A 22578-nucleotide genomic window follows, 5' to 3' on the forward strand; every position below is an offset into this window, starting at 1 on the left:
ACACCCGTTAATTCCGTATCTTGCTAGATTCTAGCAACGAATTGTTACATAAGTCACTGACTTTTCGCCTAACTTTAGGTCATTTTCAGCACAAAAATAGATACCAGCTTGTATTAGGTTATAGCAGTACTTTACCGCTATGTCGCTGATAATCAAAATACTGCCCTTGGGCAAAATAATATCGACAGACTTTATCTATGCTCAAGTCCTCATTATTTTCTATCGCTATCGGCTGGGTATTTAGCTCCAATACTGAAATAGGCTGATTTAGTAATTCCAGCGGCATATCCAGCACCAACTGCCAAATAGCTTCGCAGTTTACGCCATCTGGCCAACCAAATTGATTAACCTTTACTTTATTGGTTTGTCCTAAATTATCACGTAACTCGATAACCTGTGGGCGACCATCCATCAACCATTGGCCATGAATCGCATTGACTTTGGTGGTAAAGCGATTCGCCAAGGCACGAAAGCCTGCTTCCTCAATCGAGCTTTCTTGCTTAAAAAAAGCATATAGAAAATTCGCCATTAGCAAGGTAATCAATACGCCAATAATAATTAACTCAAGCACGGTTCGCTCTTTGTGCTCTGCCACTACTTGCTTAAGCATTACTTACCTTGAAATGCTGAAGCCATATCCCACATTGGCGTAAATATACCAAGTGCGAGTACCAGTACCATTGCCGCAACAATCACCAGTAAAATAGGTTCAATTCGCGCTGTTAGTGTACTTAAATCATAATCAACTTCGCGTTCATAATAATCACCCACTTCTTCAAGCAGTTCATCAACGCGGCCCGTTTCTTCGCCAACCGCCACCATTTGTAATACTAGTGGTGTGAATAAAGTGCTAGTGAGTGACGTGCGTAACAGGCTTTCACCACTTTCAATACCTTGGCGCATTTTGATAATTTTATCGCGCATATAATCGTTATCAACGGCATCAGCGACTAGGCTTAGGCCAGAAGTCATCGGCACACCCGCTTTAAGTACTATTGCGAAACTATGGGTAAAACGCGACAAAATTGAGCGCTCAATTATACTACCAACAACAGGAATTTTTAGTTTGCGTTTATCCCATTGATAGCGTCCTGCCTCCGTTTTCACATATGCCCGTATACCGATAATGGCGGCAATCAAGCTAGCTAACATATGAGGCCAATAATCAAGGAAGAAGTTTGAACTATTGATCAATAATTTAGTGGCAAATGGTAAGTCTGCACCTAAACGGGAAAACATGTTTGCAAAGGTCGGGATAACAAAAATGTTGAGGATGACAATGGCGATAACAACCGCCGCAACCACAAAACTAGGGTAGCGTAATGCTGACTTTATTCTTTTTCGCGTTTCTTGTTCGCGCTCAAAGTAGGTCGCTAATTTTAAAAATGAACCATCTAATTGACCGGTATTTTCGCCTACATGAATAATCGAAATAAACAAAGAGGAGAAAACCCTTGGGTGCTGATTAAGCGCGGAAGACAACGCATAACCGCCTTCAAGCTGGCTAGCAACTTCAGCGAGCACTTTGCGCAGCTTTGGTGATGCACTAGATTCTGCTAAACCATTAATGGCTCGCAAAATAGGAACGCCAGAGCGCATTAATGCGTACATTTGGCGACACAGTACTATCAGATCATCCAGTGCCACTGGCGAAAAACCCAATAGCTCGCCAATATCAATATTTCCCGTCGATACTTGCTGGTTTTCTTTCCCTTGTTCAATCGATACAGGCGTAATTTGCTGACGCGCTAATAGCTCAGCCACCGCATTAGCAGTGGTTGCTTCTAATGAGCCTTTTACTTGACTACCTTGCGCATCACGCCCGATATAGTTAAACATTGCCATGATTTAGATTAACCCGCTACGTCTACGGTTTCGACTAACCTTAGCACTTCTTCAACACTGGTTATACCTTCAACGGCATAATCAAAAGCGGCTTTAGCAAGCGGTTTAAATGTTGGGTGGCGTTTCGCTTGTTCGGTAAATGCTTCGGTGTCTTCTCGTTTTAACGCAGCCATCATTGGCTCGTTCATTTCTAGTAACTCAAATACACCGATACGGCCACGATAGCCCGTATACTGGCATGATTGGCAGCCTCTGCCATGTTTAAAAGATATGCTGTTACAATCTAATCCAGTTAAGTTATTTAGCCACATTTTTTCTTGTGCATCTGGGCGATAGTCTTCAGTGCAGTTTTCACAAATTCTGCGCACTAAGCGCTGGGCAATGACAGCACGCAATGAACTACCCACTAAGAAACCTGCAGCGCCCATATCAATCAAACGCAGTGCACTGGTAATCGCATCATTGGTATGCAGTGTTGATAAAACCAAGTGACCTGTTAATGCGCCTCGAAGACCAATTTCTACAGTTTCACTATCACGCATCTCACCCACCATAATAATATCGGGATCTTGTCGTAATGCAGTGCGCAGTACACTAGAGAAAGTTAAATCAATTTTGCTACTTACCTGCACTTGGTTGATACGCGGTAAACGATATTCAACCGGGTCTTCTGCGGTAATAATTTTCTTTGACGATTGGTTTAATTCGCTTAGCGCGCCGTAAAGCGTAGTTGTTTTACCGCTACCGGTTGGTCCGGTCACTAACACCATACCATGTGGACGACTTATTTGATGGCGTAAACGCTGCACCAATTCAGGTGGCATACCGGTTTCATCAAGCGATAAAATACCCGCTGACTGATCAAGTAAACGCATCACCACAGACTCACCATACTGCACTGGCATGGTCGACATCCGCACATCAACGTTGTGACCTTTCACTTGCAAATTAAAACGACCATCTTGCGGTAAACGCTTTTCAGAAATATCTAGCCCAGCCATCAGCTTTAACCGCAATACCAAAGCGGCAGCAATTTTGTTCTCATTAAGAATGTTCTCTTGCAGCACGCCGTCAATACGCTGGCGAATGCGAAGTTGCTTCTCATCTGGCTCAATGTGAATATCAGAAGCGCGCATTTGCACAGCGTCTTCAAATACCGATTGCAATAACTTACCTACTGTTGCATCACCACCGTCATCGAAGGTAGATGACATATCAAAATCAGAGGTTTGTTCGTATTCTTGCTCTAGTTGGCTGGCAAACGATTCAATCTCAGCCGTACGACGATAAAGGCTATCAAACGATTCGAATAACTGCGACTCCATCACCACCGCAAGTTGAATGCGTTTTGGGGCAAGCATTTGCTCTAGCTGATCAAGCGCGTTTAAGTCGGCAGGGTCGCTCATACCAATCAGCACGCTGTCACCGCGATCTTCCATCACAAGTGCACGCAAACGGCGAGCATGAACTTCTGGCAATAGCTTAGCCACCTCGCCCGGTACGCGCAGTTGGCTAATGTCCATAAATGGCACATCCAGTTGCTGCGCTAAAAATTCCAGTAATTGACGTTCGCTGATATAACCTAACTCGATCAACACATCACCAAGTTTTCGACCAGAGGTTTTTTGGCTATTCAGCGCCTGCATTAGCTGATCATTACTGATAATGCCTTCGTGAACCAATAAGTCACCCAGACGCATTTTTAACTTTGGTGCAGCCATCGTCTACTCTCCTAATTCTGTCATTCGTTGCTGAGCAAACTGCTGGGTTTGCAAAGACAATCCACCAATCGCTAATGCCTGCTGGTATGCATTCAAAGCATCATTAAATTGGCTGCTTTGGTCAAATGCAATTGCTAGCCCCAAGTACCATTTAGCTTGGTTTGGTTGCAGTAGCACCAACCGCTGATATGCACTAACGGCGGCTGGTAATTGCTGATATTGCTGCGCTACCGTTGCTAACATCGATTGATATTCAACCTGCGGCACGTTAGCTAATATCACTAAGGTTTCAAATGCTTGTGCCAATTGTGGTGATGTTTGAGATGATAACTGGCTAGCACTTTGAGATTGGTTTTGCTGGTAGTTTTTCAGCAGGATTTTAGCTTTCATTAACCGAAAATCTGGTTCGTTGGGCGATAAGCTAATTCCTTGATTCAGTAGGTTCATCGCGGCTTGATTCGCCCCTCTTGCAAACCAAATCGCTGCTAGTTGCTTTCTCGCATTTTTGTTTTCAGGAGCAAGCAGTAAGGCGTCTTGCAACAATTGCTCAGCTTTTTGCCCTTCTTTTTCAGCCATAGCGCGCTCTGCTTGATTCACTTTTTGAGCTGCAAGCTGGGTAGAAGTTAACTGTTTTCGAGCAATCGTCAATGAAGGCTTAGTGGTTAAGGGCATAGTGTTTAGTGGCGCTGGTTGAGGTTCTTGCTTAACAGGTTCCCGCTCAATAGATGCCTGTGTTGGTTGCGACAACAAAGGAGATTGCACTTTTGGCTGATTTAATTCAGCGCCTTTCGCTACTTCTTCTATGGCTTGTGTATTCGAGCGATGCTTTTGTACAACTGCTAATTGGTTTTCTTGCGGTTCCAGCGGCTGAGTCACAGACTCCGCGCTAGCTATTGTTTGCTTCGCTTTAACATCAGCTTGAATGTCTGTTTGCTCGCTATCTTTTTTAGAGTCTTTTTTAGTGCCATTTAAATTGGGCACTTGCTCAACATCAGCCATAGGTAAAGCCGCTGATTGGCTATTAGTGCTGCTTTTAGCATTACCATCAACTTGCGCTCGAGCATCTAACAGTGGCTTAGTATCTACTTGGGTTATAACACCTTGCTGAGCGACATGTGCTCTAGCTTGAGGCTGTGTTTGCTGCTTTAACGACTGATTCTCATAGTAAAGCCACAATGCCGCGGTAATAATTGCAGTGATAAACACAGATAACACAATAGGAAGCACAAGGGATTTTTGCGGCGCACTCACAACGACAGATGAAGTTACGGTTTCAACTCCTGCAGGTGTATTTCGCTTCTCTAGGTCTTGGAGCATTTGGTTAATGACGCTCACATGAATTCTCCAACAGGTAAAAATGGCCAAGTGGCACCAAACAACACAAGCAGAATGATCAGGAGAGCAATCGCGAGATTACCAACCGTTAGTTTCGACCAAAAGCCCCTTATACTGCCGACAGGGGCAGTATCTTCAGTATCTTTAGCCGCTAACGCTAAGTGCTTTTGGGTCAACTCATATTGCCCTTCACCATAGCCTAGCATCAACATTTTGTGGCAAAGAACATTGACCAAACGAGGAATACCCTTGCTCGTCTTAGTTAATTTTTGGCAAAGCTTGCTTGAAAATAATGCTGCACCTTTGTAGCCAGCAATGTTCAGGCGATGGCTAATATAATGCTCAACCTCTTCAGCCGTCATCGGCCTTAGCTGGTAAGAAAAAGTGATGCGCTGTCGCAACTGCCTAAAATGTTGCTCGGCTAAACGTGCATCCAGCTCTGGTTGCGCAAACATTACGACTTGCAGTAACTTTCGGCTTTCTGTTTCTAGATTAGTAAACAAACGCAACGCTTCCAGACTTTCTTCTGGCAACGCTTGGGCTTCATCAACAATTAGCACCACAGAGTGGCCTTTGCTATGCAATTCCAGCAGCCGAGTTTGAATACGCTGTGTTAGCAGCTGTACTGACATACGTTGTGCTTGTTTAACACCCAATTCAACCGCTACCGCTCGGCGCAATTCATCTGGGCTCAAATAGGGGTTTGGAATATAGGCAGTAACAAAATGATCAGGAATATCGTTGAGCAATTTACGACACAGTAAGGTTTTTCCAGTGCCTACCTCACCAATGACCTTCAGGAAGCCTTCGCCAGTTTTTAGCGCAGTAAGCAATACCGCAAGCGCCTCGTTATGCGGCGCTAGCCCAAGATAAAAGTTGGTATTAGGGGTTAGCGTAAAAGGTAACTCTCTTAACCCATAATGATAAAGGTACATTGCTCGCCAATTTACTATTTAGGTTAATGTTGGCAGCACACTGCCAACATTATTATTCGCTTTCAGGGAACCACTGCTTCAATAAGGCGCGTGCTTCTTGCAGCTGATCTTGCCAAGTATCTTGGCCAATCACTACAGGCTTGAGCATGATCACTAGCTCTTTCTTTTGAGTTGATTGCGATTTGCTCTTAAACAGCTCGCCCATCAGTGGAATATCGCCTAGTAATGGAGTTTTCGACTCTAAATCGACTTTTCGGGTTTCTATCAAGCCGCCAATGACAACGATTTCACCCGATTTAGCTCTGATAATTGTATCTGACTCACGAACACTGCTTTGTGCCAGCGGCAGTACAACATCTTCTTGGTTGATGGTCACTGTTTTTAACTGCTCTTGCGTCAAGGTCACCGACGGGTGAACATGCAAAATCACTTCGCCATTGGCATCAATTTGTGGGGTGACATCTAAAGCAATACCTGAGAAGAACGGTGTTAGGTCAATTTCTGGCGTAACCGTTGTTGATGTTCCCGTTGTCGTTGTGCTTGAGACATCGGTAACAAAATACTCATCTTCACCAACTTTAATCACCGCTTTTTGATTATTAGTCGCAGTAATTCTTGGGCTTGATAACACCTGCACATTACCTTGCGTTTGTAGAAGCTCAATAACCCCTGAAAAATCAGCATTTAAAAAGCTAATTGAAGTCGTGCCACCCAACGCTGACGAAATGGTATTACCAGCAATATTGCCTGTCGTTGAGAAGTTTAGATCTGTGCTTTCAACATGACTTAAGACATTGTCCCAGCGAATACCTTGTTGATAATCATCATTTAACGTCACTTCCATGATTTTCGCTTCAATGATGACTTGGCGACGCAAGTGTTTTTGCGTATCGTCGATAAACTTCTTAACTGATTTAATTTCGCCAGGAAACGCTCGCACAGTGACCAAACCTGCCTGCGGAGAAACAATAACAGAACGGCCATCTTCTGCGCCGACAAGTGATTCCAATGTATCTTTTAATTCTGTCCAAAAATCAGATTCGTTCTCAGTGTATAGGTTGATACCACTGCTGCCGTTTTGGTTGTTATTGCTTGAGCGGTTATTACTGTTATTGTTGCTACCGCTATTGTTGAAGCTACTGTTACTGTTGTTGCCACTGTCTGGATCGTTTTCAGAAACGCCACCAGAGTTAATACTGGTGCTAGACGTACCATAGCGTTTAACAAACAGGTAATTTAATGGGATCGTTTCAGTGCGCATACCCGCTGGGTACACCTGAATTACTTTGCCAAAACGCTTAATGTCGAAGCCATAAAGGTCTTGCAATACAATTAAGGCTTCATCAATAGTGACATCTTTAAGGTTCAACGTGATATTGCCAACGACTTCAGGATGCACCGCTGCGCTATAGTTTGAGTCTTCCACTAAAGCGGCAAAAAAGGCTTTAGCATCAACATCAACGGCAGCAATATCTAAACGTTTTTCGGCTAACAATGACGCTTTGGCATTGTTCATGGTTTGCTGCATTAATTCTTGCTGAACTGCATTTGGCAATTGAGTCAATGGCTTGCGTTTATCCGCAGCAGATTTATCAGCCATCGCTTTGTCGAGCTCTTGCTCAATAAATGTCGGTTTATCTGGTACCGAAGTACAGCCAGCTAAGGCAATTAATGAGCTTGTTACAAACAGATAAATGGGAGACTTTTTCATAATAACTTCTTTTATTTGTATGTCACGACAGAACGAGAAAACAACACTAACTCTTTGCTTTTATCTTCCGATTGAAGAACAACCTGTCGCTCACTAATATCGATAACCTGATAACCGTCAACTTGCTCGCCTAGGCTAACAAGTTGACCACTAATAATTGCTTTATGCTGCACTGCACTCCCACCTTGAGGCGAAGTACCTGCTGATGGCGAAATAATTGATTGCAAGACTAATTCGCCAGGCTTACGCGTCGCTGAGTCGACATTCGCTGATGCTAAACCTGCTACTAAAGGCCGAGTTGGATCGCTCGAAGCGTTAGCCACGGCGCAACTCGACGCAATGACTAGAGCAAGGCTGAGTTGGCTAAATACCTGCTTTTTACTCACTACTTTAAACACCAATAAATTCCCTTGCCGTACTCAAACTGTATAACGTTACCGACAGCTCATTGTTTGGGTATTCAGTCACTTTTAAATCAAACTCTTGCCAGAAAAACTTCCATTGCAATTGCTCAAGCTCGGCTAAATATGCCTGAAGCGCACTGTAACGTCCGGTTAATGTCAGCTTTATGCCGTGTCGATACAAGGCGACAGTGTCATCACTATTTCCAGCGGTTTGTTCAGCGCTACCTTCCGGCCCATTACCATCATTACCAGTAGCGTTTTCACCTGCTTGATTTAGCTCGTTTGCTTCGTCTTGAGCTTGATTGGCAATAAATAATTCACTTGGCGCAATCACTTCAAAAGAAGACAGTGACACACCAGGCTGCAACGACAATAACTCAACCAAAGCAATTCGCATTTGCACTGGGTTAATCAACTCGGACGTTAGCGTTAATAACTCTTCATCAATATTACTAAGTAAGGCTTTTTGCTGTTCAATTTCTTTGCTAACCGCCTCATTTGGGTCGGTAATCAGTGCTTCTTGATAAATATTGATCGATGCTTGTGCAGCATTAATTGAAATTTTTAGGTCTTTAATTCTCGCACTTTCTTGCTGTACTTTTTTGATATTAGGCTCTATTGCAAAGGTAAAGCCCAAGTACAAAATCAGAAATAAACCACCAAATAAGATAATGTTTTTTTCACGCTTAGTGAGCAGTAAAAACTTCTCTTGGTATTGAAGCCATTGTTCCATTATTCAGTCTCCTCAACCAAGTTGTCTGTTGAGCTCACCTGAAATGAAATAAGCTTGTCGTCAGATTCTATCAAACGCATTTGCTGAAATACCTGCCCAGACAATACTTGTGACTTTTCAAAATTGGCTAACCAACGCGGTACAGCACTCGCTTGACGCGCCATACCCGCAAAATAAAATTGACGCTCCTGAATATTAATATGAGTCAGGCTAATGTTAGGGTTATGTAATTGCGAAAGCTCAGCCATGGCAGACGCAAAACCCCCAATGTAAGAATACTCTGTATTGGTGAGGTGCCCATATAAATAGCGTTTGTTTCTAGTAAGCGCTTTTAAGCTCGCCAGTTCAGCGGTTAGTTGGCTGTCAGCTTTAGCGGAGATTTGTTGCGCCTTCAACTGCTCTAATTGATCATTAAGCTGCTGATTTTGCTCGTTTAGTATTGCCAACTCTTGCGCTGTTTTTGACTGTTGCCAATGGCTATAGCTAGCACCAGCAAACATCACAATTAGCGCCAGTCCCCAAATAGTAATAACCGTTGGTAAACTTAACCAAGGTTTCTTCGGCACTAACTCCGCTTGCAGCAAGTTGATTGATGACTTAATCATGAGTCACTTGCTCCTCGCTACTTGTTTGGCTCGATGCCAACTGGCTCGCGCCAATTGCCGCTGCATACATGGCTTTGTCTTGGTGCTGCTCAATAAAAACAAATGCCTTAACCGGCGTATTAGTATTTTCCGCCAGCTTAGTGACGATATAATTCTGCGTTTTGATCGGCAGAATCACTTGAATTTCTTTAATTGGTGCTTGCTTTAATTGGCGTTCAAAGTAGTCAGAGGAGCGCTGAATTTCAAGGCTTAACGAATCTATCGCACCAAACGAAAGCTCTTCCATGGTTTTACTTGCCAGTTGGGCGTAACCTCGAAGGCGTCGATGGAAGAAGATACGCCCATGCTTGACGATTAAAATCACCACTTCTTCATTTGGCTGCTGACAAACAAGCAATACGGCGTGCTCTTGAAATGGCACTAAGCTAGCAAACGCAAATTCTTCAGTGGAAATTGTCGTGAGCTCAACGATGCTACCCGACATTTTCTCAACAATTGCCTGTAACGCTGATTTAGTTGAAACCACAACGTTAATCTTTTCCGCACCACCTGATAGCGTTGGACCAGAGAAATAATCGAGGATCATTTCCTCTGGTGGGATAGTCACTAGGTCTTTGATCTGCCACTTTAACGCGCTAAGAATCTCATCAGTAGGTACATTCGGTTTGTCTACTTGCACGATTTGATATTGCGCGGGCGCCAAGACTAAATGACCTTCGGCACTTAACTTGCCTTCGATAGCAAATTGTTCAAGTGCTGCCAATTGATCGCCATTGGTTACAGGAAACTGATGGTAATGGTAATCGCCTTGATCGGTGGCATAACAAACTGCCAAGGCATCATGTCGAAATGCCAAGCCAACTTGGTGTGCGACTTTTTTGCCGCGAAACAGCTTAGAGAATTTAGAGGTTAACGACATCCAATGGTTCTTATTTTTTATTCCAGTATGGTACAGCTATACAGCTTCATTATCCCTTATTCCCTTTGATGCGCAAGTTTTTTAGCAACAAAAACAAGCTTTAAGTCACGTTTCTCTAGGCAGTAAATGAATCGCTTAGCAGCACCTAATACGGAGTCTATTTCACGCATTTTAGATATTGAGAATAAGTTACCCCACTTTACTTTCGATATCGTCACTTGAGACAATAGCTATACTTATGTTTCAACTTAGCTAAATAATTGGCTCAACAAGCGTCTAATTACTCGTCGTCTAGCCGCTCGTTTAGTCTGTTTAGCCCACCTATTATCACGAATGTCACCACTGCAAATCATCGAACACCCGCTATTTAGGGCACGTCAAATTGAGGTATATATCAAGCGCGATGACCTGATTCATCCAATTATCTCTGGTAATAAATGGCGTAAACTAAAGGGCAATTTGTCCTATGCCAAAGCAAAAGGGTTAAGAGGCATACTGAGTTTTGGTGGTGCTTATTCAAATCATTTGCATGCCCTAGCCTATGCCTGTCAGCAACAAGAATTAGCAGCAAAGGCAATTATTCGAGGGGAACCTGAATACCTGAGCAATTACACTTTGAGCTGGGCAACGCATTGGGGGCTAGAACCCATATTTGTCGATCGCCAAACCTATCGTCAACGAGAACAGGCTGAATATCTAGCTGCGCTCGCGGCACAATTTCCAGACCACTTAATTGTGCCAGAAGGCGGTAGTAATGAATTGGCATTATCTGGGCTCGCAGAGCTAGTGGACGAACTAAATCAGCAGATAAGCTATGACACTTTAATGTTACCCGTTGGCAGCGGCGGTACCATCGCAGGTATTATCTACGCTGATCAGTGCCAACATCAAATTCTCGGGGTTGCAGTACTCAAACAAGCCGAATATTTACGTAACAATATCAATCAACTACTCCCAACTAGTCAAAATCAAACGGCTAAGACTTTCAATAGTTGGCAGCTACTAACCGAATTTCATCGCGGTGGTTATGGAAAATTTAGTGACCAAGATTGCTTGCGTTTAACTGAGTTTATCGCAGCAACGGGCGTTCCATTTGAGCCAATCTACTCAGGGAAAATGGTACTAGCGTTACTGGACTTAATAGCACAAGGGCACTTTCCAGCAGGCCACAAAATTGTATTACTGCACACCGGCGGACTACAAGGCCTTGGCGGCCAGATAGAACGAGGATTACTACCAAACGAATTTATTAAGGTAGTACAATCGCATTTGCCATCTGCGCCACAGGTTCAGTAAAGAAGTGCCCTTGGCCGCCAGTTACACCAAGATGAACTAAGGTTCGCCACTCTTCCTTGCTCTCAACACCCAGCGCATAAATTTTTACGCCATATTGCAAGCAGCGTGCTTTTAAACTTTGAATGAAAACCTGATTTTCCATTTTCTCGTGCACTAGATATACAATACTGCGATGCAACTTAATGTAACTGATTGGGCAGTCTCTTAAGTAATCAGTACTCACCACATATTGCCCTACTTTATCAGCCAGTATTTTTACGCCCAGCTCATCTAAAAGCCCCACGACTGGTGCTAATTTATTTAGATGCGTGACTAAATGATATTCACTAATTTCAATAATTAGCCGATTGGCAATGTCAGGTACCTGCGCCAATTTAATAAACATTGCTTCGATAAATTGTTCGTCAAGTAAGGCATCTATCGATAGGTTCAAACTGCATGCATCGGGCTGTTTACTTTCGTATTGCAATAAACGGCACACTTGCTCAAATACCAACAGATCGATTTTGGCACTTAAGCCACACTTTTGCGCCATAGGTAGGAAAACGCGTGCACTGGTTAATTGCCCTTGGCTATCACGCACTTTTGACAAAACTTCGTGATGCAGAATTTGATCGCTTTGGCTTGCTATTACAGGTTGAAAGAAGATAACAAACGCATTTTTCTCAATGGCCCGCTCTAAAAATGTACGCCACTTTAGCGAGCCTTTCGCTGTTTCCGCTGCAACTTCTCCTGTGTCATACATAAACCATTGCGACGGGCCTTGCAGCTGTGCATTACGCAATGCCATATCCGCTTCAGCCATCACTTTGTAGGCTTGATTTTCGCCCGCAAAACAAACAACGCCCATATGAACAAACTCTTCTTGAGCAACACCAATCGGTAATGGCACTTGGCTAATACTCGCGAGTACGCGATTAGCAAGCTTTTCTGCTTCATCTGCGTAAAAACCCGGTAGCAACAGAGCCAGTTCAGCTTCATTCGGGCGTGCAATAAAATAGTTATTAAAGTTAACAAGGCGTTTTTGAATCAAGCCAATAGCTTGTTCAACAATATCCAGTGCTTGCTGCGCACCATAAGCTGCTTGAACCGTATCGAAATCTTTAAAACAAACTAGCATGACACAGCCCCTTGAATCTTCTTCTTTGAGCAGTGCATCTAGGCGATTGTTAAAGAATTCTCGGTTACCAACCCCTGTTTCAGGCTCTAATAAAAGTCTTTCACGAATTTGTAGCTCTGCCTGACCTTGACTCGCTTTTGCTTCTTGCAGTTTCTGTAAAAGCTCTGCAATTGACTCACTGATCGGCTCTTTCGCTTGGATTGGCTGATATTTACCATGAATACGTGACAAGGCAACCCAATTCTCCAAGGCGCGAATCGGGTCAAAAGATAAAGTGAGTGTTTTTGATAAGCTGCCACGAATTGCGAGTACAAAGGCAACAAAAACGATATTAAATGCAATAAAGAGCCACGAACTAACGAGTAGATATACTGGATGGATAAAAACCAAGGTTAAGGTGTCGTTGCTCACCTCTCTTAACAAGGTGAAATCAGATGAAGACAACTGCTCGTGATAAAGCGGTAAACCCGACTCAATATTAAAGATTTCGACCAGAGAAGCAGGATACCATTGATTAGTCGCCTGCATTATTGCTTCAGCTTGCTGATTTTGTTCGAACCAAATTGCACCCAGCGCAAAAGCAACGCTTGCCAAATAAAGTAGCAAAGCCCCAAGTTCAAACCGTTTAATAACCGCTTTTAATGTATGCTGGAAAATATGCGGCACAGCAGCCTCTGACAAAATTAACTCCGTTTAATAAGTTATAGTATTGATATTTAACTCGGTACAGGTTTTCCCTACCAATTGGTATAACGACCGAGGTATTCGCCAATTAATTCAGCTTATTTATATCTTTGTCTTTACCTATAGGCATAAAAAAACACCATGGCCGAGGCACATGGTGTTTTGCTATTAACGTCTAATTGTTATCAGAAAAGCAATTATGCTTGAGCGATTACAACAACTTTAACGTTAACGTCTACATCTGTGTGTAAGTGAAGTGCGATTTCGAATTCGCCAGTTTCACGGATTGAACCGTGAGGCATGCGAACTTCTGATTTAACAACTTCAACACCAGCTTCAGTGATAGCATCAGCAATATCTTTAGTACCGATAGAGCCGAATAGCTTGCCTTCGTCACCAGCTTTAGAAGCGATAGTCACTTCTGCAAGCTCAGTTACTTTAGCAGCACGTGCTTCAGCAGCAGCTAAAGCTTCAGCTAGTTGCTTTTCTAAGTCTGCACGACGAGCTTCAAAGTGCTCAACGTTAGCTTTAGAAGCGAATACAGCTTTACCTTTTGGTAGTAAGTAGTTACGTGCGTAACCAGACTTTACCGTCACCTTGTCACCAAGGCCGCCTAACTTGGCGATTTTGTCTAGAAGGATAACTTCCATCTTAATGCCCCTTTAGGTTACTTGTGTAAATCAGTGTATGGTAATAGTGCTAAGTAACGTGCACGCTTGATAGCAGTAGCTAGTTGGCGTTGGTATTTAGCGCTTGTACCAGTGATACGGCTAGGTACGATTTTACCACTTTCAGTGATGTAGTTTTTTAGTGTTGCGATATCTTTGTAATCGATTTGCGCAGCACCTTCCGCTGAGAAGCGGCAGAACTTACGACGTCTAAAAAAACGTGACATGGGATTTCTCCTAATCATTGATGTTATTTACTGAGCAAACACTCAATTAAACAATCATCGAATCAAATCATTTCAATCTGTTGAGCATGCAAGGCAAGTACTGGATTTCCGGTTCTTGACTCATGACGGTTAATAAAACCTGTCACTTGAATTTGCATGCCCTCAATTAATTCACTTGCTAATCGTTGTGACCATTCGCCTGTTGCGACCACTTTCATTCTAACGAATGCTTGTCGGTTTAAGCCATCTTCAACCTGAATTGAACGATGTTCGATACTAAACTGACAGTGGTGAACCCCCGCAGGGCTAGTTGATAATTTCAGTGGGCTTGCCACATTACCAACAAGAACGAAGCTGTTAGTCACGGATTACTAATTATTCAGCAGCAGCTTCTTCTTTCTTAGGAGCTTCAGCTGGCTTTTCAGTAACCTCTTTCTTAGCTTCGCGACGGTCATCTTTAGCAGTCGCCATAGGAGATGCTTCAGTTACCGCGCCTTTAGTGCGCATGATCATGTTACGTAGAACTACGTCGTTGTAACGGAAAGAAGTTTCTAATTCATCAATAACTGCCTGAGGCGCTTCAACGTTCATTAAAACGTAGTGTGCCTTGTGTAGTTTGTTGATTGGGTAAGCTAATTGACGACGACCCCAGTCTTCAAGACGTGTGATTGAGCCTTCAGCAGCTGTGATCATGTCTGAGTAACGCTGGATCATGCCAGGTACTTGTTCACTCTGATCAGGGTGAACCATAAATACGATTTCGTAATGACGCATTACGAGCTCCTTACGGTTGTAGCCTCGTATCTGGCTCAGCCAACACCAGTGTTGAGGCAAGGAACAAAACTTGCGGCTGATTTAAGGTCGCGTATTGTAGGGAAAATAACCAAGGAAGGCAAGTACGGCGCGGCAAAAAACACGTGTTATTTACCGAATAAACAACAACCCACTAACTATTGGCGTTAGCTAAGGTTAAGCCTTATTAATTACCGTGCAGTTTCGACCATTAGCTTTCGCTTGATAAAGTGCCTTATCGGCGCCGCTCATTAAGCCACTGGCGCTGCTTTGTTGATTAGGTACTAATGAATATATGCCGGCACTCACGGTGACTGAAAAGTCATGTTGATTAAAATAAATCGTCGAGGAACTGATCTCTTCACGTAGCGTTTCTACTAGGCTAAACACGTCAGTTTGCTCAGTGTCAGTAACGATAACCGCAAATTCTTCCCCCCCTATACGCGCAACAATATCGGTATCTCGTTGGAATGTTGACTTCATCACGCTGGCAATGTGTTTAATGGTTTCGTCACCCGCAGGATGACCATACTGATCATTCACTTTCTTAAAGTAATCAATATCAACGATTACAATCGACAAGGTTGTTTGTCGGCGCATATTGGCATCCCATGCATGTGCTAGGTACTGATCAAAGTGGCGGCGGTTATATATGCCGGTTAACGCGTCTTTTATTGATAGCTCTTTTAGGGTTTGCTTCTGAGTTAATTTTTCTAGGTATTCTTTGTTTAACTGTCGCCCCTGAAATAACATATAAATGCTGTAAAAAAACAGCATACCTACTTCAAGTTGAGCCACTACAGAATCCGACATTAGCACCACAGTGATAATTGGAATCACCGTATTTGACGCCAGGTAACTAGTGTACAAAGACTTATCTAGGGAATAGGTCACCGTACCACTACTTACTAACGCAAATATCGTCATAAAGATGTAGATAAACAAAGGCTCAAATTTTGGTTGCAACATAGAGAGCGCGAATACAGAGCTGAAAATAAGACAGGGCAGCAGCACACTTGCACGCAACAATAACCACCAAACTTTATGGCTATATTGCTTTAGTGATTTCGAGCTAAAGTAAAAGATAATACGAAAAGCGCCGAGCAAAAATAATGCGCCAGCAATGCCGTAAAACCATTCGGTCTGCTCACGATAAAAATCAGTGCCAATTCCTATCGCTAGCCAACCCAAGAAATAGATATAACATCCGTTAAGTGAGCGTCGTTCAATATCTTGCTCAACTTGCTCAATCACTTGAGTAGTTGCCGGTGAATTATTTGAGGTCACTTATAGTTACCTATTTGACTAACAAGATGAGATCTAAAAAAGCAGCCAATTGAGGCTGCTAGTACATTGGTATTAGTGCAATCACTAGGGCAGCTAAGACAACTTGCAAAGCTACACTCAAGGGTCGCACGATATAATATAGTATTCAGCATAAAGTCCTTTTCAATGCCACAAACTTTGTAAGGATAATAGGGAGCGCTGCCAATTAAAAGTATTTGTGTACAAAATTGGGAGAGTTGCTGTTGCTGGCTTTCTTAGCTCAACTGCAAGCGCTCGTCAAAAACTTCAGGCAAAAATAAAAGCCGTTTCTTGTTAAACGGCTTTGTCGCAGGATAAGGTTATTCTTATTAGCGCCTTTATTTACCAAAACCACGCATTACATTAACGGCCAGTCCCATCCACTTAGGCACAGCATAGCGCAGTTTAGGCTTGTCATGCTCGGCGGCTTTGACCATAGCATCAATAACAGGTTGAATATTGTCGTTCTGCATATTTAACACTGACTTTTGCTCCACTTCGGCAATATAATCTTTGTGATCGTTGTAGAGCGAGTCCGGCTTCATCCAAGAGAATTTCTTCTCCATATTGGCTTCGTTAAAGCCAGTACCGTATGGACCCGGCTCAATCATAGAAACATTAACACCAAATGGTGCTAACTCTTCTGATAAACCAGCACCCGCGCTTTCCAGCGCGAACTTAGTCATCGAATAAGGCGACAAAAATGGCAGTGGAATGCGACCAACTAACGACGTAACAATAATAATGGTACCTTTTTTCTTAGCCATCATTTTTGGAGCAGCCGCTTGAATCATGGCAATCGTGCCGATGACGTTAGTTTCAAGGTTGTTGCGAATGCGCTCTAATGGCACTTCCACTAACGCGCCACCTTCACCGATACCGGCATTATTAATTAACACATCAAGATCGAACGATTTTACCTGTTCGACATCATCAGGGTTTGTAATATCAAGCTTAATAATTTGAAGCTCAACGTTTTGCGATTTTGAAAATTCAGTTAGCGACTCTGCTTGATTTTCATCGTAAGTTGCAGCGATAACTTGATGACCTCGTTTTGCCAATGCGATAGCGGTTTCGCGACCAAAGCCAGTTGCCGCGCCAGTAATTAGTATTTTCTTCATCAATTATTCCCAGTAACTTAATAACCTGAATACCTAGGTCACTAAATATTTCAATCTCAAATTTAAAACTGACATGAATAGTACGGCATATGCCGTGAAAGTTCAGCGACAAATCACATCACCAATCAATTATTCCCTATATAAATCAGCGAAATGGGCTTAGATATTACGCCCCACCAATAGTGATGAATTCGGCGGATAAATCCCAACGCATAGGCGTGTTCGGATAACGAACTGAACCTGTGTAATTTTCACCCTGCCGAGTTTAGGGCCTAGCATTATAGTTAAGCCATTAATGAAAACCACAAGCCCATGAAAGCACTACGTTTTTGTTTGCCTAACTTATGTTTTTGTCGTACTGTTGTTGCCTGTTTGCAAAACTTACACGTTTGCATACCAAGGAATGTTTTATAAGGGAATTATCATGAAAAAAGCGACCATAGGCGCAGCAATCGCAATAACTGGCTGCCTCATACTGCCCAACTTTGTTGGCAACTCATTTCAGACTTACCACCAAAACACCATTGCTTCGATAGAAAAAAATCCAGCTATTGCTGTTAAAGATTATCAATTTACTCGTGACTGGTTTAGTGGCGAAGCCGTAACAACCTTGTCAATTGCTACGCAAGCACCTGAAATGCCAACAGTTGATCTGGTATTAACAGAGTCGTTAACCTTTGGCCCTGTCAACATTACAACCAGCGGGCTTCAGCTTTCATTGGTAAAATCGAAAGCAAGTTTCGATATTCCCCTTTTCGCGGCTCAGCCCCAAATTGTTGAACAACTCAATCAAAACATCAAAATAAGCTCTGTACTATCGTGGTTAGGAAACTATTCGACTAGGCTAGAAACGCTTGCCTTTGATATCGACGAAGTCGACCAGTCGGTTAATATCAGACCATCGCTTGGCGAGTTCACTTTAAGTGGCGACACATTAACGGGTGAATATATTTGGCAAGGACTGTCAATTAAAGGCCAAGGAAAAGCCCTTGAAGTACTGCCGTTAACTTTCAAATTAGATCAAACTCTAATTGCTGGAGATATGTACTCAGGTGATGCTGTTTCAATTGGCGACTTTAGTGTCAGTGTTGAACGCTTTTCGTTTGATAACAAAGCAAACGGCCAGTCGGTGGCGATTAATAATATGTATATTGAGGGTAATACCTCCGAGCACGATGACCTACTCGATCTGACATTAACCTATGGCGCAGATGAGATCACAGCCATGGACAAAAAGGTGACTGAAAGCAACCTAGTAGTTGCGATACGTAACCTTGATATTAAAGCAATTCAAGCACTTAATCGTGCATCGCAGTCGTTTAATGGTGATCCACAATCAGTAGCAACCCAACAGGCTTTGGCTAGCCTAATTCCAACTGCCATGGCGATGCTTGACCACAGTCCAGAAATCGCCATCGAAGAATTTAGTGTTGTAACTGAACACGGTAAATTAGCATCCAAAGCTAAATTAGACATTAATAAAGACTTGGTCGATATCAATAACCCAATGTCCGTCATTGCGGCTATGAACCTAGAGGCTGATGGCGCTGGCCCAGAAGCTTTCTTCCAACAACTTGGCCTATCGCCAATGATCGATGGCTATGTACAGCAAGGCTTAATAACAAAAGATGAAGGTAAACTAAGCTTTACCGCTAGCTTTGCACAAGGCCAGCTAAAGATTAATGACAAAGTAATGCCGCTTTAAGCTCTAAGCTCTAAGCTCTAAGCTCTTGAAGCACAAAAAACGCCAGCCTGATTTACAACTCAGGCTGGCGTTTTTATTGTGGCTTGGACACCACTAAATCAGACTATGCTCGGCGCTGGCGGACAATTTCAAACAAACAAATACCCGTTGCTACCGACACATTTAAACTAGACACACTGCCTGCCATTGGCAGCTTAACAAGTTGATCGCAATGCTCGCGCGTTAAACGGCGCATTCCTTTCCCTTCGGCGCCCATCACCAGTGCCATAGGGCCGTCGAGCTTAACATCGTACAGGCAGGTATCCGTTTCGCCAGCCGTACCGATAATCCAAACCCCCATTTGCTGCAATTGCTTCATGGTGCGCGCTAAATTAGTAACCTGAACTAAAGGCACAGTTTCCGCCGCACCAACAGCCACTTTGCGCACTGTTGCCGTAATGCGCGCCGCTTTGTCTTTTGGCACAATGATCGCCTGAACACCCGCGGCATCGGCGTTGCGCAAACAAGCGCCTAAATTATGCGGATCAGTTACGCCATCAAGGATCAGTAAGAATGGCGATTCATCTTTGCGTTCAGCTTCAGTAAGAATGTCTTCTAAATCATTTTCAGTATAGGTTTTTCCTGGCTTAACGCGTGCTACTACGCCTTGATGTTGCTCGCCATCGCTTTTGTCGTCGAGTACTTTGCGATGTACTAATTGCACAGGAATACCGTATTTTCGCGCCAAGTTGATAATGGGTAGTAGACGCTCATCATCACGCCCTTTTAGTAACCACATTTCAACAAAGCGCTCTGGTGAGCGTTTAATGAGCGCGTTAACCGCGTGGATTCCTAAAACAATTTCTTCTTTTGCCATAACACTTACTTAATTTAACTTTTTAACTTTGCTTGGAGGCCTAATTGGCTAAGACAGCAACTACTGCTTAGCACGCTTACGGGCATTCTTGCCTGGGCGAGATTTTCTCGCCTTGCGTTTTGCCGCTTTTGACTTTTCCTTTTTGGGCTGCTCGCTTTTTGCCTTAGCTTTCTTGGGCTTTTTGCCTGCAGCTTTGTCATCCTTGCGCTCAGGTTGGTAACTTACGCCGCCTCGGCCTTTTGCTTTCGTCTTACCCTTGTCCTTCGTCGCACCACCGCTTTTGTTTGCACCGCCTTTATTTGCGCCGCGTAGAGGCTTGGCTCGCTTAATCACAGCGTCTTCACCGCAAAGGACCAGATCTATTTTCTTCTCATCCAAATTTACCGCTGCTACTTGTACTTTTAACACATCACCAACATGATAACGGGTATTCGTTTTCTCGCCTGTTAGACACATACGAACGTCATCAAAATGGTAATAATCGCGACCAAGCGAGGTAATATGTACTAATCCTTCGATATGTAGGTCTGACAAACGCACAAACATACCGAAGTTGGTGACTGTTGAAATCACGCCAGTAAACTCATCACCGACATGGTCTTGCATGTATTCACATTTCAGCCAGTCTGCAACATCACGGGTCGCGTCATCTGCGCGGCGTTCTGTCATTGAGCAATGCTCGCCTAAATTGACGACTTGCTCTTGTGAATAGCTAAAACAGCCAACATTCACTGGGTTGTTTTCTTGTGCTTCTAAAATCGCTTTGATAACACGGTGAATTACCAGATCTGGGTAGCGACGAATCGGTGATGTAAAATGGCTGTATGATTGCAGCGCCAAGCCAAAGTGACCAATATTATCGCTTTGATAAACCGCTTGTTTCATTGAACGCAATAGCATGGTTTGGATCAGCTCTTGATCAGGACGTCCTGCCACTTTTGCTAACACATCGCTGTAATCGCGTGGTTCTACCTCTTCAGAAACAGGCATCGCAATGCCTAGCTCCGCTAAGTAGCTAACAAAGTTTTTATACTTCTCTTCACTCGGTTTATCGTGCACGCGGAACAAACCTGGCATCGCGTGTTTTTCAACGAACTTCGCCGTGGCGACATTCGCCAAAATCATGCACTCTTCAATCATTTTGTGCGCGTCGTTGCGCACTAGTGGCAAAATGGCTTCTATTTTTTTGTTGGCGTTAAAGATAAAACGCGACTCTTCGGTTTCGAACGCGATCGCACCGCGATTTAGGCGCGCATCGTTAAGCGCAGTATAAAGCTTGTGTAACTCTTCTAATTCACTAACACGTGGCGCGTATTGCTCTCGTAGCGTCTCATCACCATCTAAAATGGCGGCCACTTTGGTGTAAGTAAAACGCGCGTGTGAGCGCATTACCGCCGGATAAAATTTGCTGCCAGAGAGTTTGCCACGCTCGCTAATGGTCATTTCACAGACCATACAAAGACGGTCAACATCAGGGTTAAGCGAACATAAACCATTGGAAAGCTTTTCTGGCAACATCGGAATGACTTGGCTTGGGAAGTAAACCGAGTTACCACGGGCAATTGCTTCATCATCTAAGCCACTACCCGGTCGCACGTAATAACTGACATCAGCAATTGCCACCCACAAGCGCCAACCACCTGATTTTTTGCGCTCGCAGTAAACCGCATCATCAAAATCGCGCGCGTCTTCACCATCAATGGTTACAAGTGGCAAGTCGCGCAAATCGACACGCCCTTGTTTGGCAGACTCTTCAACTTCTTCGCTAAGCTCAGCTATTTCATCTGTTACCGCTTGCGACCATTGATGCGGTAAATCGTGTTCGCGCAGCGCAATGTCTATCTCCATACCCGGCGCCAAGTGATCACCCAGTACTTCAATTACTTTGCCGACTGCGTTACTGCGCTTACTCGGACGTTGCACCACTTCAACCACCACCACTTGGCCGTGGCGAGCACCGAGTTTGCCATCGGGCACAATCAAAATATCTTGGTTAATACGGGCATCATCAGGCACAACAAAGGCCAAGTGATTTTCAACAAAAAATCGGCCTACAATTCCAGCTTTTCGCGGCTCGATGACATCGAGTATTTTAATTTCTTTGCGGCCTTGGCGATCGGTACGGTCAAGTAATATCGCTTCAACGATATCGCCGTGGATCGCTCGCTGCATTTCATGTGAGGAAATAAAAAAGTCTTTACCTCCAGTATCTGGAGCAAAGAAACCGTAGCCATCGCGATGGCCAATGACCCTACCAGTCAGCTTGGCACTTTGATCAGCAATTACGTATTGCTTAAATTTATTGAACGTCAGTTGACCAGCATTTTCCATGGCTCGCAAACGACGCTTTACCCCGATTTTGCGATCTTCATCTTTGCCATAACCTAGCTTTTTAACGATGGCGCTAAACGTCATAGGTACTGCAGATAGTTTGATGAGTTCTAATAGGTGTTCACGGCTAGCGACAGGCTTTTCGTATTTATTAGCTTCACGCTCTAGGAATGGGTCTTTTGGGCTCACATGAAATGCTCAGGATTTTTTTTGTAGTATAACCTGTGTTGAACATTTCTAGTGAGCTATTTAGCTTATTTTGTGA

General features: G+C 43.6%; 21 protein-coding genes. 2 read left to right on the top strand and 19 right to left on the bottom strand.

Annotation, left to right across the window (positions count from 1 at the left end; translation table 11 throughout):
- Positions 1 to 118 precede the first annotated feature (118 nt).
- From DXX92_RS15930 to DXX92_RS15975, 10 genes are read right to left on the bottom strand one after another with little or no spacing between them, the layout of a single operon-like run.
- Entirely contained in the window at positions 119 to 610 is a 492-nt protein-coding gene (locus tag DXX92_RS15930; protein ID WP_116001444.1) for a hypothetical protein, read from the bottom strand.
- Complete coding sequence (locus tag DXX92_RS15935) at positions 610 to 1845, bottom strand: type II secretion system F family protein (RefSeq protein ID WP_116001446.1); 1236 nt, start codon at positions 1843 to 1845, stop codon at positions 610 to 612. Before DXX92_RS15935 ends, DXX92_RS15930 begins: the two co-directional genes overlap by 1 nt.
- Positions 1846 to 1853: 8 nt before the next feature.
- Complete coding sequence (locus DXX92_RS15940; protein ID WP_116001448.1) at positions 1854 to 3566, bottom strand: GspE/PulE family protein; 1713 nt, start codon at positions 3564 to 3566, stop codon at positions 1854 to 1856.
- A 3-nt stretch (positions 3567 to 3569) separates the two neighbouring features.
- A complete protein-coding gene (locus DXX92_RS15945; protein ID WP_116001450.1) occupies positions 3570 to 4901 on the bottom strand; it encodes a tetratricopeptide repeat protein in 1332 nt (443 codons plus the stop codon).
- Entirely contained in the window at positions 4898 to 5836 is a 939-nt protein-coding gene (locus tag DXX92_RS15950) for an ExeA family protein (RefSeq protein WP_116001452.1), read from the bottom strand. The genes DXX92_RS15945 and DXX92_RS15950 overlap by 4 nt, the downstream gene beginning before the upstream one ends.
- A 52-nt stretch (positions 5837 to 5888) precedes the next feature.
- Positions 5889 to 7547, bottom strand: coding sequence for a pilus (MSHA type) biogenesis protein MshL (mshL, locus tag DXX92_RS15955; RefSeq protein ID WP_116001454.1), 1659 nt, complete (start codon positions 7545 to 7547; stop codon positions 5889 to 5891).
- A gap of 11 nt (positions 7548 to 7558) precedes the next feature.
- Positions 7559 to 7945 (bottom strand): hypothetical protein, encoded by a 387-nt coding sequence (locus DXX92_RS15960; protein ID WP_147301975.1) that lies wholly within the window; start codon positions 7943 to 7945, stop codon positions 7559 to 7561.
- The gene (locus tag DXX92_RS15965) at positions 7938 to 8684 is read right to left on the bottom strand and encodes a hypothetical protein (RefSeq protein ID WP_116001458.1); all 747 of its coding nucleotides are present in this window, start codon (positions 8682 to 8684) and stop codon (positions 7938 to 7940) included. Before DXX92_RS15965 ends, DXX92_RS15960 begins: the two co-directional genes overlap by 8 nt.
- Positions 8684 to 9289: a PilN domain-containing protein gene (locus tag DXX92_RS15970; protein WP_116001460.1), complete on the bottom strand. Its 606-nt coding sequence runs from the start codon at positions 9287 to 9289 to the stop codon at positions 8684 to 8686. Before DXX92_RS15970 ends, DXX92_RS15965 begins: the two co-directional genes overlap by 1 nt.
- Positions 9282 to 10208: a hypothetical protein gene (locus tag DXX92_RS15975; RefSeq protein WP_116001462.1), complete on the bottom strand. Its 927-nt coding sequence runs from the start codon at positions 10206 to 10208 to the stop codon at positions 9282 to 9284. Before DXX92_RS15975 ends, DXX92_RS15970 begins: the two co-directional genes overlap by 8 nt.
- 333 nt (positions 10209 to 10541) lie before the next feature.
- Between DXX92_RS15975 and DXX92_RS15980 the strand changes: the two genes are divergently transcribed.
- Positions 10542 to 11504 (top strand): 1-aminocyclopropane-1-carboxylate deaminase/D-cysteine desulfhydrase, encoded by a 963-nt coding sequence (locus DXX92_RS15980; RefSeq protein ID WP_116001464.1) that lies wholly within the window; start codon positions 10542 to 10544, stop codon positions 11502 to 11504.
- On the opposite strand, the gene DXX92_RS15985 is transcribed toward DXX92_RS15980, so the two are convergent.
- From DXX92_RS15985 to DXX92_RS16015, 7 genes are all read right to left on the bottom strand, one after another.
- Positions 11458 to 13305: an EAL domain-containing protein gene (locus DXX92_RS15985; RefSeq protein WP_116001466.1), complete on the bottom strand. Its 1848-nt coding sequence runs from the start codon at positions 13303 to 13305 to the stop codon at positions 11458 to 11460. The two genes, DXX92_RS15980 and DXX92_RS15985, sit on opposite strands and share 47 nt — an antisense overlap.
- A gap of 200 nt (positions 13306 to 13505) precedes the next feature.
- Positions 13506 to 13958 carry a 50S ribosomal protein L9 gene (rplI, locus tag DXX92_RS15990; RefSeq protein ID WP_116001468.1) on the bottom strand — a complete coding sequence of 151 codons (453 nt, stop codon included), beginning with the start codon at positions 13956 to 13958 and terminating at the stop codon, positions 13506 to 13508.
- A 17-nt stretch (positions 13959 to 13975) separates the two neighbouring features.
- The gene (rpsR, locus tag DXX92_RS15995; protein WP_116001469.1) at positions 13976 to 14203 is read right to left on the bottom strand and encodes a 30S ribosomal protein S18; all 228 of its coding nucleotides are present in this window, start codon (positions 14201 to 14203) and stop codon (positions 13976 to 13978) included.
- 62 nt (positions 14204 to 14265) lie between these two features.
- Positions 14266 to 14568, bottom strand: coding sequence for a primosomal replication protein N (priB, locus tag DXX92_RS16000; RefSeq protein WP_116001471.1), 303 nt, complete (start codon positions 14566 to 14568; stop codon positions 14266 to 14268).
- Positions 14569 to 14578: 10 nt separating this feature from the next.
- Positions 14579 to 14977 (bottom strand): 30S ribosomal protein S6, encoded by a 399-nt coding sequence (rpsF, locus tag DXX92_RS16005; RefSeq protein WP_116001473.1) that lies wholly within the window; start codon positions 14975 to 14977, stop codon positions 14579 to 14581.
- Positions 14978 to 15172: 195 nt separating this feature from the next.
- Entirely contained in the window at positions 15173 to 16282 is a 1110-nt protein-coding gene (locus DXX92_RS16010; protein WP_116001475.1) for a GGDEF domain-containing protein, read from the bottom strand.
- Positions 16283 to 16638: 356 nt separating this feature from the next.
- Positions 16639 to 17421: an SDR family NAD(P)-dependent oxidoreductase gene (locus DXX92_RS16015; RefSeq protein ID WP_116001477.1), complete on the bottom strand. Its 783-nt coding sequence runs from the start codon at positions 17419 to 17421 to the stop codon at positions 16639 to 16641.
- Between the two features lie 424 nt (positions 17422 to 17845).
- Between DXX92_RS16015 and DXX92_RS16020 the strand changes: the two genes are divergently transcribed.
- Positions 17846 to 19126, top strand: a complete 1281-nt coding sequence (locus tag DXX92_RS16020) for a DUF945 family protein (protein ID WP_181901768.1) — start codon at positions 17846 to 17848, stop codon at positions 19124 to 19126.
- 103 nt (positions 19127 to 19229) lie between these two features.
- On the opposite strand, the gene rlmB is transcribed toward DXX92_RS16020, so the two are convergent.
- Both rlmB and rnr read right to left on the bottom strand, forming a co-directional pair.
- Complete coding sequence (gene rlmB / locus DXX92_RS16025; protein ID WP_116001481.1) at positions 19230 to 19982, bottom strand: 23S rRNA (guanosine(2251)-2'-O)-methyltransferase RlmB; 753 nt, start codon at positions 19980 to 19982, stop codon at positions 19230 to 19232.
- A gap of 60 nt (positions 19983 to 20042) precedes the next feature.
- On the bottom strand, positions 20043 to 22502 hold the full coding sequence (gene rnr / locus DXX92_RS16030) for a ribonuclease R (RefSeq protein WP_116001483.1): 2460 nt from the start codon (positions 22500 to 22502) through the stop codon (positions 20043 to 20045).
- Between the last annotated feature and the right edge of the window lie 76 nt (positions 22503 to 22578).

Origin of the sequence: Thalassotalea euphylliae, from assembly GCF_003390395.1 — a bacterium.
Lineage (GTDB): Bacteria > Pseudomonadota > Gammaproteobacteria > Enterobacterales > Alteromonadaceae > Thalassotalea_F > Thalassotalea_F euphylliae_C.